This is a genomic window from Bartonella gabonensis (genome assembly GCF_903679515.1).
Classification (GTDB): domain Bacteria; phylum Pseudomonadota; class Alphaproteobacteria; order Rhizobiales; family Rhizobiaceae; genus Bartonella; species Bartonella gabonensis.
This window is the reverse complement of the sequence record NZ_CAHOYM010000006.1, coordinates 48,827-64,527: the sequence shown is the minus strand read 5'-3', so window position 1 is coordinate 64,527 and position 15,701 is coordinate 48,827. Positions and strand designations below refer to the sequence as shown.

At 35.7% G+C, this 15,701-nt stretch carries 15 protein-coding genes; 8 read left to right on the top strand and 7 right to left on the bottom strand.

Features of this window, described 5'->3' with window-relative positions; genetic code table 11:
• Positions 1-158: 158 nt before the first annotated feature.
• From rho to HWX04_RS02565, 6 genes are all read left to right on the top strand, one after another.
• Positions 159-1,424, top strand: coding sequence for a transcription termination factor Rho (gene rho / locus HWX04_RS02590; RefSeq protein WP_175868672.1), 1,266 nt, complete (start codon positions 159-161; stop codon positions 1,422-1,424).
• A gap of 31 nt (positions 1,425-1,455) precedes the next feature.
• A complete protein-coding gene (gene mnmE, locus HWX04_RS02585; protein WP_175868671.1) occupies positions 1,456-2,763 on the top strand; it encodes a tRNA uridine-5-carboxymethylaminomethyl(34) synthesis GTPase MnmE in 1,308 nt (435 codons plus the stop codon).
• 107 nt (positions 2,764-2,870) lie between these two features.
• Positions 2,871-4,730, top strand: a complete 1,860-nt coding sequence (mnmG, locus tag HWX04_RS02580) for a tRNA uridine-5-carboxymethylaminomethyl(34) synthesis enzyme MnmG (RefSeq protein WP_175868670.1) — start codon at positions 2,871-2,873, stop codon at positions 4,728-4,730.
• Positions 4,731-4,739: 9 nt separating this feature from the next.
• A complete protein-coding gene (rsmG, locus tag HWX04_RS02575) occupies positions 4,740-5,387 on the top strand; it encodes a 16S rRNA (guanine(527)-N(7))-methyltransferase RsmG (protein ID WP_175868669.1) in 648 nt (215 codons plus the stop codon).
• Between the two features lie 6 nt (positions 5,388-5,393).
• The gene (locus HWX04_RS02570) at positions 5,394-6,191 is read left to right on the top strand and encodes a ParA family protein (protein ID WP_175868668.1); all 798 of its coding nucleotides are present in this window, start codon (positions 5,394-5,396) and stop codon (positions 6,189-6,191) included.
• Positions 6,192-6,229: 38 nt separating this feature from the next.
• The gene (locus HWX04_RS02565) at positions 6,230-7,126 is read left to right on the top strand and encodes a ParB/RepB/Spo0J family partition protein (protein ID WP_175868674.1); all 897 of its coding nucleotides are present in this window, start codon (positions 6,230-6,232) and stop codon (positions 7,124-7,126) included.
• Between the two features lie 23 nt (positions 7,127-7,149).
• On the opposite strand, the gene HWX04_RS02560 is transcribed toward HWX04_RS02565, so the two are convergent.
• The 7 genes from HWX04_RS02560 to dapF form a co-directional block, all read right to left on the bottom strand.
• On the bottom strand, positions 7,150-7,617 hold the full coding sequence (locus HWX04_RS02560; RefSeq protein WP_175868667.1) for a hypothetical protein: 468 nt from the start codon (positions 7,615-7,617) through the stop codon (positions 7,150-7,152).
• Between the two features lie 619 nt (positions 7,618-8,236).
• Positions 8,237-8,725, bottom strand: a complete 489-nt coding sequence (locus tag HWX04_RS02555; RefSeq protein ID WP_175868666.1) for a hypothetical protein — start codon at positions 8,723-8,725, stop codon at positions 8,237-8,239.
• A 2-nt stretch (positions 8,726-8,727) separates the two neighbouring features.
• Complete coding sequence (gene gloB, locus HWX04_RS02550; protein ID WP_175868665.1) at positions 8,728-9,489, bottom strand: hydroxyacylglutathione hydrolase; 762 nt, start codon at positions 9,487-9,489, stop codon at positions 8,728-8,730.
• A 65-nt stretch (positions 9,490-9,554) separates the two neighbouring features.
• Positions 9,555-10,241, bottom strand: a complete 687-nt coding sequence (locus HWX04_RS02545) for a septation protein A (protein WP_175868664.1) — start codon at positions 10,239-10,241, stop codon at positions 9,555-9,557.
• The gene (gene ftsY, locus HWX04_RS02540) at positions 10,238-11,479 is read right to left on the bottom strand and encodes a signal recognition particle-docking protein FtsY (RefSeq protein WP_175868663.1); all 1,242 of its coding nucleotides are present in this window, start codon (positions 11,477-11,479) and stop codon (positions 10,238-10,240) included. Before ftsY ends, HWX04_RS02545 begins: the two co-directional genes overlap by 4 nt.
• A gap of 14 nt (positions 11,480-11,493) precedes the next feature.
• On the bottom strand, positions 11,494-12,777 hold the full coding sequence (gene mtaB / locus HWX04_RS02535; protein WP_175868662.1) for a tRNA (N(6)-L-threonylcarbamoyladenosine(37)-C(2))-methylthiotransferase MtaB: 1,284 nt from the start codon (positions 12,775-12,777) through the stop codon (positions 11,494-11,496).
• On the bottom strand, positions 12,777-13,628 hold the full coding sequence (gene dapF / locus HWX04_RS02530) for a diaminopimelate epimerase (protein WP_175868661.1): 852 nt from the start codon (positions 13,626-13,628) through the stop codon (positions 12,777-12,779). The genes mtaB and dapF overlap by 1 nt, the downstream gene beginning before the upstream one ends.
• 223 nt (positions 13,629-13,851) lie before the next feature.
• On the opposite strand from dapF, the gene HWX04_RS02525 reads away from it, so the two are divergent.
• Both HWX04_RS02525 and zapE read left to right on the top strand, forming a co-directional pair.
• Positions 13,852-14,394, top strand: coding sequence for an AprI/Inh family metalloprotease inhibitor (locus tag HWX04_RS02525; protein WP_175868660.1), 543 nt, complete (start codon positions 13,852-13,854; stop codon positions 14,392-14,394).
• A gap of 98 nt (positions 14,395-14,492) precedes the next feature.
• Entirely contained in the window at positions 14,493-15,692 is a 1,200-nt protein-coding gene (gene zapE, locus HWX04_RS02520; RefSeq protein WP_175868659.1) for a cell division protein ZapE, read from the top strand.
• Positions 15,693-15,701: the final 9 nt, after the last annotated feature.

Genomic DNA, 15,701 nt, shown 5'->3' with positions numbered 1-15,701 from the left:
ATAATATTCTCAATATTACACGAATAAATTTCATATAAATGGCACTTGCAGATTTTTTTAATTGAGTGTAGAATGTTTTTTTCTTGAGAATATTTCGTTCTATAAAATCTCCATAAATTGTCCAGGTAATTTTCTCCTTAATTAAAAGAGCATATTTCATGCAAAAAATGAAACTACAAGAACTTAAAAGCAAAAATCCCGTTGAACTTGTTTCTTTTGCTGAAACATTAGAAGTTGAAAATGCCTCCCTTATGCGCAAACAAGAATTAATGTTTGCGATTTTGAAAAAACTTGCTCTACAAGATGTAGAAATTATAGGAGAAGGTGTCGTTGAAGTTTTACAAGACGGATTTGGATTTTTACGATCTGCTGATGCTAACTATCTTCCTGGACCTGATGATATCTATCTTTCACCTGCACAAATTCAGTCATTTTCTTTAAAAACAGGCGATACCATTGAAGGCCCTATACGGAGCCCAAAAGAAGGGGAACGTTATTTTGCTCTTCTTAAAATTAATACAATTAATTTCGAAAAAACTGAAAAAATTCGTTATAAAATTCACTTTGATAATCTTACACCTCTTTATTCAAATGAACGCTTTCAGATGGAAATACAAGATCCTACAGAAAAGGATATGTCATCGCGCATGATTGATTTGATATCTCCATTAGGAAAAGGACAAAGAGGGTTAATTGTTGCACCACCTCGGACAGGAAAAACAGTCCTACTTCAAAATATTGCTCATTCTATAACTACTAATCATCCTGAATGTTATCTTATTGTTCTTTTGATTGATGAACGACCAGAAGAAGTTACAGATATGCAGCGTTCAGTAAAAGGAGAGGTTATTTCTTCTACTTTTGATGAACCTGCAATACGTCACGTACAAGTGGCAGAAATGGTCATTGAAAAAGCCAAACGCCTTGTTGAGTATGGACGTGATGTTGTTATTCTTCTAGATTCTATTACACGTCTGGGACGCGCATATAATACAGTTGTTCCTTCTTCAGGTAAGGTTTTGACAGGTGGTGTGGATGCAAACGCTTTGCAGCGTCCAAAACGCTTTTTTGGCGCTGCGCGTAATATTGAGGAAGGTGGGTCTTTAACTATTATTGCAACGGCTTTGATTGATACAGGTAGCCGTATGGATGAGGTTATTTTTGAAGAATTTAAAGGAACTGGTAACTCGGAAATCGTTCTTGATCGAAAAGTTGCTGATAAGCGTATTTTTCCTGCTATGGACATTTTAAAGTCAGGAACGCGTAAAGAAGAACTTTTGGTTGCACGACAAGATTTGCACAAAATTTTTGTTCTTCGTCGTATTTTAGCACCTATGAATGTGACAGATGCAATTGAGTTTTTGATTGATAAATTAAAGCAAACAAAAAACAATAGTGAATTTTTTGATTCAATGAATACTTAGAGTTATTAAAGTTTTTATTAGGATAGAACCTGTGGATACAATCTTTGCTGTTTCGAGTGGATTGTTACCTTCAGGGGTTGCAGTTATTCGGCTTTCTGGTTCTCGCGTTGTACATATAGTTGAAACACTTTGTGGTTGTTTACCTAAAGCACGCTTTATGCATTATGGAGATCTTAAGGCTCGTGATGGTAGTTTATTAGATTCTGCTTTAACTGTTTTTTTTCCTGCTCCTCATAGTTTTACAGGAGAAGATTGTGCAGAATTCCATTTGCATGGTGGTAAAGCGGTTGTTAATCGTTTTCTTGATGAATTATCGACATTTTCTGGATGTCGTATGGCTGAGGCAGGTGAATTTTCACGTCGTGCATTTATGGAGGGAAAATTAGACCTTATTCAAGCAGAAGGTCTTGCTGATTTAATAGAAGCAGAAACGGAAAGCCAACGGCGTTTAGCTATAATGGGGACAAGTGGACATTTAACAAAACTTTATCGTGAATGGCGTCATAAGCTTATGAAGGCGCGTGCTTTTGTTGAAGCAGAACTTGATTTTGCTGATGAAGCGGATATTCCCAATGCAATATCTGATAAAATTTGGAAAGATGTGGAAGATCTTTGTACTTCTCTTCGAGAACATATTAGCGAAGGAGAACGTGCAAGTATTTTACGTGATGGATTAAAAATTGTTATTGCAGGGGCTCCAAATTCTGGAAAATCAAGCATTATGAATCGTCTTGCTGGAAGATCTGTTGCTATTGTGACAGATGAAGCAGGGACAACGCGTGATGCTTTAGAAATGAGGCTTATTTTTGGTGGTTTACCTATTTTTTTAACGGATACTGCTGGTTTTAGAGAAACAGAAAATAAAATTGAACAATTAGGAATAGAAGTTGCAAAGCAGCATGTTAAAGAAGCTGATTTGGTTATCTTGGTTTATGATATAGGAAATCCTAAGCAAGTTGATTTACCAGAAACATCGGCTGAAATATGGCATGTTGGTAATAAGCTTGATCTTTATGAAAAAAATGCCTCATGCGGATCTCTACAATTTTCCGCATTAACTGGTTTAAATTTTGATTGTTTTATCAAAGAACTTGAATCATTTTGTCAACATAGTGCTTCTGAAATTGGGAATCTTGTTCCGGCGCGTAAAAGACAACTTCAATTATTAAAGGAAACTGTTAAGGAGATTGAAAATTCTCTCAATTATCATTCTCTTGATCTCAGTTTACGTGCAGAACATCTCCGTCGTGCAAGCGATTTTCTTGGAAAAATTACGGGAGATATTGATGTTGAAGATTTACTTGATATTATTTTTTCAGAATTTTGTGTTGGTAAATAATGATTCACGTGAAACATTGATTATTTCATAGACAGATTTAGAAGATTATGTAATTTATATTCTGTTTCACGTGAAACCTTAGAACTATTTTCTATGGAATGAATTAAATGCAATCATATGATGTTGTCATTGTTGGTGGTGGTCATGCTGGATGTGAAGCTGCTTCAGCTTCGGCGCGTGTGGGAGCACATACAGCGCTTGTAACACATACAATATCAGCACTGGGAACAATGTCATGTAATCCTGCTATTGGGGGGCTTGGAAAAGGGCATCTGGTTCGTGAGATAGATGCATTAGATGGTCTCATGGGACGTGCAGCAGATGCTGCTGGAATTCAGTTTAGACTCCTTAACCGTCGTAAAGGACCAGCAGTAAGAGGCCCACGAACACAAGCAGATAGACAACTTTATAAAGAAGCCATTCAAAAACTCTTAAAAGAACAAGAAAATCTGACAATCATTGAAGATGAAGTTATTGACTTAGTTTTTAAAGATCATTGCGTATCAGGTGTTATTTTAAAAAAACAGGGAATATTTTTTTCCGGTGCTGTTGTTTTAACAACAGGGACATTTTTAAATGGCTTTATTCATATTGGTGATAAAACATGGGCGGCTGGTCGCATGGGAGAGCCATCAAGTGTACAACTTGCTGAATGTTTAAAAAAATATGCTATAAAACTTGGGCGATTAAAAACAGGAACTCCTGCGCGTTTGAGTAAAAAAACAATTGATTGGGATCGTCTTCCAAAACAACAAGCAGATGAAAATCCTGTTCCTTTTTCTCTTTTAACAGAGAAAATTGAACAACCACAAATTGAATGTGCAATAACACGTACAAATGCGCAAACACATAAAATTATTCGTGATAACATTCATCGTTCTGCTTTATATTCTGGAAATATTGAAGGATTAGGCCCACGTTATTGTCCTTCAGTTGAAGATAAAATTGTTAAATTTGGGGAACGAGATGGACATCAGATTTTTTTAGAACCAGAAGGATTAAATGATGATACGATTTATCCAAATGGTCTTTCTACTTCTCTTCCTGAAGATGTACAAATTTCCCTATTGAAAACCATTGAAGGATTAGAAAATGCTATAGTTTTGCAACCTGGTTATGCTATTGAGTATGATTTTGTTAATCCGCAACAATTAACGAGAAGTTTAGAATTACGCTCTTTACCAGGTTTGTTTTTAGCGGGGCAAATTAATGGTACAACAGGGTATGAGGAAGCTGCAGCACAGGGACTTTTAGCTGGATTAAATGCGGCACGTAAAGTAGGTAAATTAGATGAAATACTTATAAGTCGTTCTGTTGCTTATATTGGTGTTATGGTTGATGATTTGGTTTCACGGGGTGTTTGTGAACCTTATAGAATGTTTACATCACGTGCTGAGTTTCGTTTATCTTTACGATCTGATAATGCTGATACCCGTTTAACACCTTTGGCACAAGAATGGGGTATTATCAGTAAAGTACGTTGGGATTGTTATAATGAAAAACAACAACGGCTTGATCAAGCACGATCAATATGCCAAAATCTCTTTTTAACACCTAATGAAGCTTCTGCTCATGGATTACACGTGAATCACGATGGAATTCGGCGTTCGGCTTATGATTTTCTTGCTTATCCTCATATAACTTTAGAGCGTCTTTCACATTTTTGGCCACAATTACAATCAATTGATTGTAAAACTGTTGAAGCTTTAGAAATTGAAGCACAATATGCAGTTTATTTAGAAAAACAAGCACAAGATATTTCTTCTCTTCAGAGAGATGAACGTTTAGAAATTCCTTCATCTCTTGATATTCAAGCAATTTCAGGCCTTTCAAACGAGCTTAAATCAAAAATTCAAGAAATGTCGCCTCGTTCAATAGCTGATGCACAAAAAATTGATGGGATGACCCCCGCCGCGTTATCACTTATTATTACATATATTCAACGTCAACGACGTGAAAAAGGCTAAAACAGCTTAATGGATTTTTCTACAGAACAAAAACATCAGCAATTATTAGATATTATTCCTTCTGTTTCACGTGAAACGATGGAAAATTTAATTCAGTTTGAGTCTTTAATACTTCAATGGAATGCGCATATTAATTTGATATCTTCTGCAACAATACCAGATATATGGACACGACATATTTTAGATTCAGCACAGATTTTTCCTTTGTATTGTCATTCTTTACAATGGTGTGATCTAGGATCAGGAGGAGGTTTTCCCGCAATTGTGATTGCTATCTTTCTGAAAGAAAAAAGAGCGGGACATATTAATCTTGTTGAAAGTAATGGAAAAAAAGTTTCTTTTTTACGAACAGTTATTGCTCAACTCAATCTTCCAGCAACTGTTTATCATGCTAGAATTGAAGATGTATATCAAAAAATTCCCACATCCGATATTATAACGGCACGCGGATTAGCGCCGCTTAATGTTCTTTTACAGCTTATTTTTCCTTTATTAACAGAAAAAACAGTCGCTCTTTTGCAAAAAGGTCGGGATTACGCTACAGAAATAAAAAATGCCTCTGCCAATTGGCACTTTGATCTGTTAATACATAAAAGTAAAGTTGATGAAAATTCTGTTATTTTGGAAATTTCTCATATTCGATCATATAGAGGGTAAAGCAAAATGAGCGAAACACGAATTATCGCTATTGCAAACCAAAAGGGTGGAGTCGGAAAAACAACCACAGCTATTAATCTTGCAACAGCTTTAGCTGCCATTGGTGAAAATGTCCTTATTATGGATGTTGATCCGCAGGGTAATGCAAGTACAGGCTTAGGAATTGATCGTAATAGCCGCCCTTTATCCTCTTATGATGTTCTTGTTTCGGGAGTTTCTATTACACAAGCAGCTTTAAAAACAGCTGTACCCAATCTTCATATTGTTCCTTCTACGCTTGATCTTTTAGGTGTGGAAATGGAAATTTCTTCATCAAAAGATCGTATACAACGCTTACGTAAAGCGCTCTATGATGATCCAGAAATGGAAAAAAAATTCAATTATATTTTAATTGATTGTCCACCATCCCTTAATCTTCTTACACTGAATGCTATGGGGGCTGCAGATTCCGTTTTGGTGCCGATGCAATGTGAGTTTTTAGCGCTTGAAGGTTTAAGTCAATTACTTGAAACAGTAAAACAAGTGAGATCCGTTCTTAATCCATCTTTAGAAATCCAAGGTATCGTTCTCACCATGTATGATGGACGGAATAATCTTTCAAATCAAGTTGCTGAAGATGTACGCTCTTTTATGGGAGATAAAGTTTATCGTACTGTTATTCCACGAAATGTAAGAGTATCAGAAGCGCCATCTTTTGGTAAACCTGTATTGCTTTATGATCTCAAATGTGCTGGGAGCCAAGCTTATTTGCGTTTAGCATCAGAAGTGATTCAACGTGAAAAACAAGCACGCGCTGCTGCTTAGAAATATAAAAAATATCTAAAAATTAAAAGAGAAAAATGATGAATGATGATCTCTCAAAAAAAAGATTAGGACGTGGATTAGCTGCATTGATTGGAGATATTAATTTAAACAACAATCTTGCACGCTCATCAAGTTTTGATAAATTGACGGAAACCGGTAGCATTTCCGAACGATTTGTTCCTCTGGAATCTATTTCATGTAATACTAATAATCCACGGCGTCATTTTACTGAAACTGAGCTTGATAATTTAGCACAATCAATTCGTCAGCACGGTGTGGTTCAGCCTGTTGTTGTAAGACCTTTGAAAGACCATCCGCATCGGTTTGAATTAATAGCAGGTGAACGACGTTGGCGTGCAGCACAACGTGTAAATTTAAGTCAGTTGCCTGTTATTGTTCGTGATGTGGATGATAAAACCGCTTTGGAATTGGCTATTATTGAAAATGTTCAGCGGGCTGATCTTAATCCTATTGAAGAAGCAAAAGGATATGAAATGCTGTTGAATGAACATGGTTATACACAAGTGGATTTAGCGCAAGTTATCGGAAAAAGTCGTAGTCATGTCGCAAATACACTTCGTTTGTTAAAACTTCCAGAAAAAGTACAACAATTTTTAACGGATGGACAACTTTCTGCGGGACATGCACGGTGTATTATAACTGTTGATAATCCACAAGATTTAGCTGAAAAAATTATCCGTGAAGGGCTTTCGGTACGCCAAACAGAAATACTTGCATATGAGCTGGCAAATCCTAAGACTAAAAAACGTACAACTATGGAAAAAGATGCAGAAACAAAATCTTTAGAAAAATTACTTGCCGATGTCATTGGAATGAAAGTTATTATTCGTCACGGTAAAAAAGGTGGCGATTTAAAAATACATTATTCTTCACTAGAACAATTAGATGAAATTTGCCGTCGTTTACAAAGTTAATAAATTGTTTTTTAATAGTTTTATTAACAAGTTCCTTTTAAAATTTTGATTATTCTATACATATGCTTTTTAGCAAATTCTATATTACTTGAAGAGACGATGTTTTTTTCATAAGGAGAGTTTTTTTCATTTGTAAGCATATTCAATGTTGCTTGAAGCGTTAGGAGAGCAATAACAAAATCTTTTGGTGTAAAATTATTTTCTCTTAAAATATTTACAAGTCTTTGTTTACTAGAAATATAAGTGATATATCCTTCTATATGATTATTATTAGTGTTTAAATTGCTGTTTGTATTTTCTTTTTCTGGCTCAGGAGGTAATTTTTTACATTTTTTTTCAATTTTTTCCAGCTTTAAAAGAAGATCTTCTGTTAAGGGATAATTTGCACCATGATCTGATATAAGAGAAGGAGTATTCGTTTTTTGCTTTTTTTCTTGAGCGTATGATGTAGAAGGAAAAAGCAAAAGAAAGCACAACGCAAATTTAAACATAATTAAAAAATATCCTTTCTTTACCGAATTTTAATTAAAGACTTTTTCATCTATTGCTCTTTATTTTTAGAAAAATCATTTATAAATATAACCAGAATATAAGGTAATTATTCGGAATGGTGAAAATATGATGATTTTTAAGAGGAGTATATCTCTCACGAAAAATAAAACGCTATTGGATGCTAATTCACACGCTTGTTTTAAAAAGACATCTTTCAACGCACCTAAGTCCGTTTTACGACAGTGTCCGTGAATGGCATAAAGGTACATCCTCATGAATAATATAAAATTATAAGGCTCCAATCTTTACGTTTATGAAGGAGCTAAGCCATATCATAACGCATACTTTGCCAGCTCCCAATGTGCGGCAAGTCTTTGGCACTTAAGATGGTTCATAAAAGGTGTTTTTATTATAGAATTTCACTCCACATGGCTCTCCCAGCTTCTAACAAGCGAACGAATAGTTTTGATTGTTTCAACATGAGAGAGAGTTTGAATAAGAGAATCTTATGATATTTAAGATTCTAATAGAGTATGAATAAAGATAAATTATTATTAATAATAAATATGTTGACTTATTATAGCAATAGGACGATATTTTCTTATGTCTTATAATTTATTAGTTTCTCAAAATGAGCTCTTCACAGCTTCCTAAAAGAGTTGTTATTTTGTAAAAATGTTTTTTTACAAATTGAAGGTTATTTAGAAATATAATATTTTTCTCAGATGAATATTCCTTTTCGGGTAAAAATGCAGAAAGCATTGATATTCCTCTAAGTGTTAAAACTCCAGCAGCGAAATCGTTTGGTGTGAGATTATTTCGTTTTAAAATACTTACGACTTTAGGTTTACGAGAAATATAGGCAGTGTAATTTTCAATATTAGAATCAATACTATGGTGATAAGTGATAGGATCATTTTTTATTTCTAAAAGTGAAATTTTACATTCTTTTTCAATTTTTTCCATCTTTAAAAGAAGATCTTCTGTTAAGGAATAATTTTCAACAAGAGTTAATATAAGGGAAGGATTATCCGTTTTTTGTTTTGTTTCTTGAGCGTATGAGATAAAAGGGAAAAGAAAGAAAAAGTACAATACAAGTTTAAACATAACTAAAAATTATCTTTTCTTTTTCGAATTTCAGCAAAAACTTCTTCATCTGTAGAATCTTTCATTGAAAGATTTTTTCTGATTGCCGGATCATCCCAACGAAGAAAGGGATTTGTTGCTTTTTCTTCTCCTAAAGTGACTGGGAGAGTCATGGCATTTTTTACGCGTAATGAAAAAACTTCTTTTGCTCTTTGTTGAAGTTTTTGATTATGTTGATCAAGTGTCAATGCAAAAAGAGCATTATTTTTTGTGTACTCATGTCCACAATAGAGAAGTGTTTCGTTGGGAAGTTCACGAAGTTTTTTTAAAGAATTTAGTATCTGTGCAGCGCTTCCTTCGAAAAGACGTCCACAACCAAGTGAAAAAAGCGTATCTCCGGCAAAGAGTAATTTTTTTTCAGGAAAATAATAGGATAGAGCTCCTAGGGTATGGCCAGGTGTTGAGAGAGCTAAAAGCATGTGAGAACCAAAGAGAAGTTTCTCATCAGCTTTAAGTGTTTGATCAAGATGATGAATCTTTTCTTTTTCTGCTTCTGGTCCGATAACCATAGCGTTGTACACTTGTTTTAATTCAGCTATGCCTTCTGTGTGATCATAATGATGATGAGTCACAAAAATAGTGTGAAGTGTCCAATTACGACGTTTTAAAGCATTGTGAATTGCCTTGCTTTCAGGAGCATCTATTGCGGCTGTCATACCGCTTTTTTCATCATGAATGAGTACACCAAAATTATCTTCTCGACAGATAAACTGCTCAATCAACATGCTTTTTTTCCTGAACAGTGTATATGTCAATGAATACATAAAGTAATCTGTAATCGTGAATTTGTTTAAGAATTAGATTTATCCTCTTCTGTAAAAAGCCCTTGTGAGTGTTTTAGTATAAGAGGCATTTGGGTGAGCATAAAGACAATTGTTATAGGCATGACACCAAAAACTTTGAAACTTGTCCAAAAATTGTCGCTAAAATTGCGCCAAATAATTTCATTCAAAAGGGCAAGAAATACGAAAAAGAATGCCCAACGATAGGTAAGTTTTTGCCAGCCTAAGTCATCAAGTTTTAAGGTGGTGTCGAGAGCATAACGTAAAAGTGGTTTTTTAAAAAACATGCCACCAAAAAGAATAATAGCAAATAAGCTATTGATGATTGTCGGTTTCATTTTAATGAAAGTATCATTGTGAAGCCAGAGTGTTAAAAAGCCAAAGACGAGAACAAATACTCCTGATATGAGAGGCATTATGGGAATTTTTCGTGCGAAAATCCATGATAAGTTTAACGCAATAATGATTGCTACCATAAAAATAGCTGTAGCAGGGAAAATAGGCTTGTGAAAATTTTTAAAAAGTTCAACATTTTTTATTAGCCATTCCCCTTTATAATTGGCAAGAAAAAAAACAACCAAAGGTCCCATTTCTAAGAGAAACTTAAGTGTTGGTGAAAGAGGTGTTTTTTGATTGTCGTCCATATTTTTTTCAGAATTATTGTGTGAATTAGGGGTAGATAAAGGCTGTTTCATGCATGTTTTCCTACAATAGTTTCGGCAAAATCAGAAGCAGAAAAGGGGTGAAGGTCTTCAATATTCTCTCCTACACCGATAAAATAAATGGGTAATTTATATTTTGCTGCGATAGCGACAAGAATTCCTCCTCGTGCAGTTCCATCTAGCTTTGTCATGACTATACCATTAACACCAGCGATATCACGGAAAATCTCTACTTGGCTTAGTGCATTTTGTCCGGTGGTGGCATCAAGTGTTTGAAGAATTGTATGGGGCGCTTGGGGGGAGTGTTTTCTTAAAACACGGATAATTTTTGCCAACTCATCCATCAATTCAGATTTATTTTGTAAACGCCCCGCTGTATCAATAATTAATACATCACTGTTTGCTTTTTTTGTTTTCTCAAAAGCATCAAAGGCTAAACTTGCGGCATCTGCACCCAATTTAGTTGAAATAACAGGAGAATCGGTACGTTCACCCCAAATATGCAATTGCTCAATTGCTGCGGCTCGGAAAGTATCACCTGCAGCAAGCATAACTTTTAGTCCCCCTTCAGTTAATTTGGCTGCAAGTTTTCCAATTGTTGTCGTTTTTCCTGTACCGTTTACACCTACCAGCAAAATAACATGAGGTTTATGACTGAGATCAAGTTCTAATGGTAATGCTACAGGTTCCAGAACTTTTTTGATTTCATCAGCGACAATTGTATGAATGTCATCTGGGGAGAGATCTTTTTCATAACGACTGGAAGCTAAAGTATTGGTTATGCGTGTTGCCGTTTCTACACCGAGGTCAGCTTGAATAAGAATATCTTCGAGTTCTTGTAAGATATCTTCATCAAGTTTTCTTTTAACAAAGAGATCACCAATTGATCCGCTTAAGCGTTGTGAAGAAAGAGCTAAACCTTTTTTTAGGCGTCCAAACCATGCTGTCTTTTTTTGTTCAACAGAGGGGGCAGGTAAAGTTTCTTCACTCTTTTTTTCACGAATGGTGTCTGTGACAATAATTTTGCCATAAGAGGGAATTTTACCGGAAAGTGGGGCTTTATCAGAATGGAGTTCTAAAGGTGAGATGAGGTCATCGTGTTTTGTAGATGTTGATTTTTCTTCTTTTACTACCTCTACAGAGGTTTGGCTATTTTTTTTCCTTTCATTTTCTTTTATTATATCGCTTTTATTAGGAGCGGAAATTTGTTCCATTTCCTGCGCTTTAGATTTGTTAAAAGAGAATATTTTTTTTATAAAAGATTTTTTCATAAGAGTTTTCCCGCTTAAGCAGCGTTTAATTTTGGAAGGACAGCAATTAATTTATCGCCATCATGGTCAATGATAAGAGCTTGGACAATTGTTCCTGCTTTTGCACCTTTTATTTGTACAAGAGTATAATCTTCGGTTCGTCCAATTTCATCTTTTTCAACGAGAATTATTTGCTGGCTGTTTTGTAAATGAGCAAGATGTCTTTGGTAAGCTTTCTCACCTGCTTGACGCAATTTTTCAGCACGCATCTTAACTATTTTACGGTTGACTTGTGGCATTCGTGCGGCAGGTGTACCTTCTCTTGGACTAAAGGGGAAAACATGAAGATGGGTTAAATTACAATCTTTGATTAAAGCAAGACTGTTTTGAAACATCTCTTCTGTTTCTGTAGGAAAACCAGCAATTAAGTCGGCACCATAAACCATTGTAGGACGTTTGGCACGCAATTCGTGGCAAAATTGAATAGCATGTTCACGCAAATGCCTACGTTTCATACGTTTTAAAATCATATTATCGCCTGCTTGCAAAGATAAATGCAAATGGGGCATAATCCTTTTTTCGTAGGCTAAAAGATTTATAAGTTCTTCATCTGCTTCAATAGAATCGATAGATGATAGGCGTAATCGGGCTAAGTCAGGGATATGATGTAAAATGGCTGAAGTCAATTTTCCTAGAGTCGCTTTTCCAGGTAGATCGTGACCATAACTTGTAAGGTCAACACCTGTAAGGACCACTTCTTGAATCCCTTCGCCTGTAAGCTTTTTAATTTGCTCTATGACAGAACCCATGGGAACTGAACGAGATGGTCCACGTCCATAAGGAATAATGCAAAATGTACAGCGATGATCGCATCCATTTTGCACCTGTACAAAAGCACGGGTGCGTTCTTGCATTGCACTGACCATATGGGGAGCAATTTTTTGCACTTCCATGATATTATTGATACGCACCTTTTCGGAATGGTTAATACCAAAATCAGGAAGTTGACGGTAGGAATGGGCGTGAAGTTTATCTTCGTTTCCTAGAACGAGATCTACTTCTGTCATTGAGGCAAAATTTTGTGCTTCTGTTTGGGCAGCACATCCTGTTACAATAATGCGCGCATGAGGATTTTCACGTCGCGCTTTGCGGATAGCTTGTTTTGCTTGTCGCACGGCTTCGGCAGTGACAGCGCAGGTATTAAAAATAATAGCACCATCTTTGAGCTGGTCTAGCCCTGAAGAAGTGCTTTCTTTGCGAATGATTTTCGATTCGTAGCTGTTGAGTCGACAACCAAAAGTTACAATTTCTATTGCCATCAAGAGTGATCCTTTTTGTAGCACCCTGTTAAAGGGTTTAAAAAACCACTAAATTGATATTTTATGGGTCCTGTCATAATGATGTGATCATCTTCTCGGTAAAAAATATTAAGTGTTCCCCCTGGTAAGTTTACATCGATATGGCGCTCTGTCAGACTACGTCGATAAGCGGCTACTGCACTGGCACAAGCAGCGCTCCCACATGCTTGTGTTAATCCTGCTCCTCGCTCCCATGTACGTAAATTTAGACTTTTCTTTGACGTTATGCAAGCAATGGAAATATTGCATCGTTCTGGAAAAAGGGAATCATGTTCAAGTTTTGGTCCGTATTTTTCTAATGGAATATGTTGAATATCATTTTCGACAAAGAAGATAGCATGAAGATTGCCAATAGATATAAGACAAGCATCTTTCAGGGGACCAGCCGTAATTTCTACGTGATTGGTATCAACTATTTCACGTGAAACAGGCATCTCTTTTGCATTGAATTTGGGGCATCCCATATCAACAGAGATGAGATTGTTGGTCTGCTGTTTTCCTTCAATAATTCCAGCGGGTGTTTCTAAACGAAAATTTTCACCAAAATTGTGGTCTGTAAGCCATGCAATGACACAGCGGGTACCATTGCCACAAGCTTTAGCCTTTGAACCATCAGCATTCCATATTTCGATGCGGAAGTCAGCTTCGTTCTCAGTTGGTGTGTGGATAGCCATGATTTGATCAAAATGCATTTCAGGGGCTGCCGATAAAGCAAGGATTGCTTGTGGTGTAAGAGCTTGTGCGCTTCCACGCATATCAGCAACAATAATTTGATTCCCAAGACCGTCCATTTTGCTAAATGACGTTTTCATGAAATTTCTCTATTCTAAAGATTACTTATCAAGAGATATATGACTAAAAATCTTATAAATTTCTAGTGTTTAATAAATATAAACTTAAGTACATAAATTATTTCGTTTAAAATGAGAAATTTAAATCCTGTTTTTTTAATTTGTTAATTTATCTTTGTAAGTATAAAAAATATTCACTTAATTTTTTGTGAGCTTATTTATTGACATGGGAGAGAGTAAAGATATGTCGTTTTTAAAAATTTCGTTTTTCGTTACAATGTCAACTGTAATACTTTTAGGGGGGTGTTCAACAACGCGGTTTGACAGTAATGATAATAGTAACGCATTAGAAGTTTTTTATCCATCTCAACAAATGACAACATTGGAAGTATCTGATTTATCGTCTTCTTCGTCGATATCTGAAGCTGAAAACGCTTCGATTTATGAGAAAGGTGATGCTCAGAGTGATGGACGAATGGCTAGTCTCGAATTACCAAGTAATGCTACTGATTTGTTTCCTGCAAGTATTGCTGGGGTGTGGAATCTTTCTATGGGGGGTAAAGTTTGTCGGATTGCAACGCCACAAACAAAGTTTGGACAAGGATACCGAGCTGGTCCTTTACACTGTTCAGGAATTGTTTCCCAAGTGAGATCTTGGGCTGTTAAAGGAAAAAGATTATATTTTTATAATAATTCTGGACGTGTTATCGTTGCTCTTTTTTCTTCAAATGTTGATCGTTTTGAAGGACGTACGCTTGATGATCATCCCGTTGTTTTAAGCCGTTAGATCACTTTTGACCGTTTATGAAAAAATAAGCTATATGGGCAGATTCGTGAAAAGAATTTGTATTTTTCATTGAAAACGTTTGGAAAAAGGTTGTTTTAATGGTTCTCGTTTCAACGCGCTATAAAGAGCTGGTCTCTAAAGGAAAAGTCCTTTTTGATCCAGCTCAATTGGCTGTAACAGAGCATTTTGATCATTTATTAAAAAAAATTTCAGAACAAAATGCTTCTAGTCCTTGGTCTTGGATATTCTGGTCTTTTTTAAAAAGAATATTCAAAAAGAAAAGACAAAATTTTGCTCGTGTTGCAAAACAAGGGGATGAAAATGCTTCTTTTCAGGGATTATATATTTATGGTGAAGTAGGACGGGGTAAAACCATGCTGATGGATTTGTTCTTTTCTTGTTTGCCTAAGATTGATAAAAAGCGCGCTCATTTTAATGATTTTATGGCTGATGTGCATGAGCGTATTAATTTTTATCGTCAAGCATCTGGGCGTACAAAATCTAAACAAGATAATCCTATTTTAGCTGTTGCTGAAGATCTTGCACGAGAAGCAAAGGTGCTTTGTTTTGATGAATTTAGTGTAACAGATATTGCCGATTCTATGGTGTTGGGGAGGCTTATTTCTGCTTTTTTTGATAAAGAAATTTTCTTTATTGCGACTTCAAATGTAGCGCCGGATAACCTTTATTATAACGGTTTAAATCGTGAACTCTTTTTGCCTTTTATTGACGTTTTGAAAGCATATGTTCGTGTTGTTAATCTTGATGCAAAAACAGATTATCGTCTTGAAAAATCAAATCTACAGTCTGTGTATGTAACACCATTAGGGAAAAAAGCAGATGAATGCATGGATCAAGCGTGGGCATTTGTGTTGCAAGGACATAAAGAAAGATCTGATGAGCTTTTTATAAGAGGGCGCCTTATTCCTATTCCGCGTTTTGCTGCGGGTTGTGCACGCTTTGATTATAGAGACTTGTGTGCAAAGCCTTTGGCTGCATCTGAGTATTTGGTATTAGGGGAGCATTATCATACGATTTTTATCGATAATATACCGATCATGGATGATACATGTCGCAATGAGACAAAACGGTTTATTTTGCTTATTGATATTCTTTATGAGCGCCACATCCGATTATTTATGTCGGCAGCAGCAGGGGTGGAGGATTTGTATAAGGGGTATGCTCAGACCACGGAAACATTTGAATTTCAAAGAACACAGTCACGTCTTTTTGAAATGCAAAGCTATGATTATTTGAAGCGTTGGGAAGAACATTTTCTTTTGAAGAAAAAGTGTTGATTATACTTT

Bases quoted from the DNA above. Each gene is read 5' to 3' on its own strand.
- rho (WP_175868672.1), top strand. From the start codon at position 159: ATGCAAAAAATGAAACTACAAGAACTTAAAAGCAAAAATCCCGTTGAA.
- mnmG (WP_175868670.1), top strand. From the start codon at position 2,871: ATGCAATCATATGATGTTGTCATTGTTGGTGGTGGTCATGCTGGATGT.
- rsmG (WP_175868669.1), top strand. From the start codon at position 4,740: ATGGATTTTTCTACAGAACAAAAACATCAGCAATTATTAGATATTATT.
- HWX04_RS02570 (WP_175868668.1), top strand. From the start codon at position 5,394: ATGAGCGAAACACGAATTATCGCTATTGCAAACCAAAAGGGTGGAGTC.
- HWX04_RS02565 (WP_175868674.1), top strand. From the start codon at position 6,230: ATGAATGATGATCTCTCAAAAAAAAGATTAGGACGTGGATTAGCTGCA.
- HWX04_RS02560 (WP_175868667.1), bottom strand. From the start codon at position 7,617: ATGTTTAAATTTGCGTTGTGCTTTCTTTTGCTTTTTCCTTCTACATCA.
- HWX04_RS02555 (WP_175868666.1), bottom strand. From the start codon at position 8,725: ATGTTTAAACTTGTATTGTACTTTTTCTTTCTTTTCCCTTTTATCTCA.
- gloB (WP_175868665.1), bottom strand. From the start codon at position 9,489: ATGTTGATTGAGCAGTTTATCTGTCGAGAAGATAATTTTGGTGTACTC.
- HWX04_RS02545 (WP_175868664.1), bottom strand. From the start codon at position 10,241: ATGAAACAGCCTTTATCTACCCCTAATTCACACAATAATTCTGAAAAA.
- ftsY (WP_175868663.1), bottom strand. From the start codon at position 11,479: ATGAAAAAATCTTTTATAAAAAAAATATTCTCTTTTAACAAATCTAAA.
- mtaB (WP_175868662.1), bottom strand. From the start codon at position 12,777: ATGGCAATAGAAATTGTAACTTTTGGTTGTCGACTCAACAGCTACGAA.
- dapF (WP_175868661.1), bottom strand. From the start codon at position 13,628: ATGAAAACGTCATTTAGCAAAATGGACGGTCTTGGGAATCAAATTATT.
- HWX04_RS02525 (WP_175868660.1), top strand. From the start codon at position 13,852: ATGTCGTTTTTAAAAATTTCGTTTTTCGTTACAATGTCAACTGTAATA.
- zapE (WP_175868659.1), top strand. From the start codon at position 14,493: ATGGTTCTCGTTTCAACGCGCTATAAAGAGCTGGTCTCTAAAGGAAAA.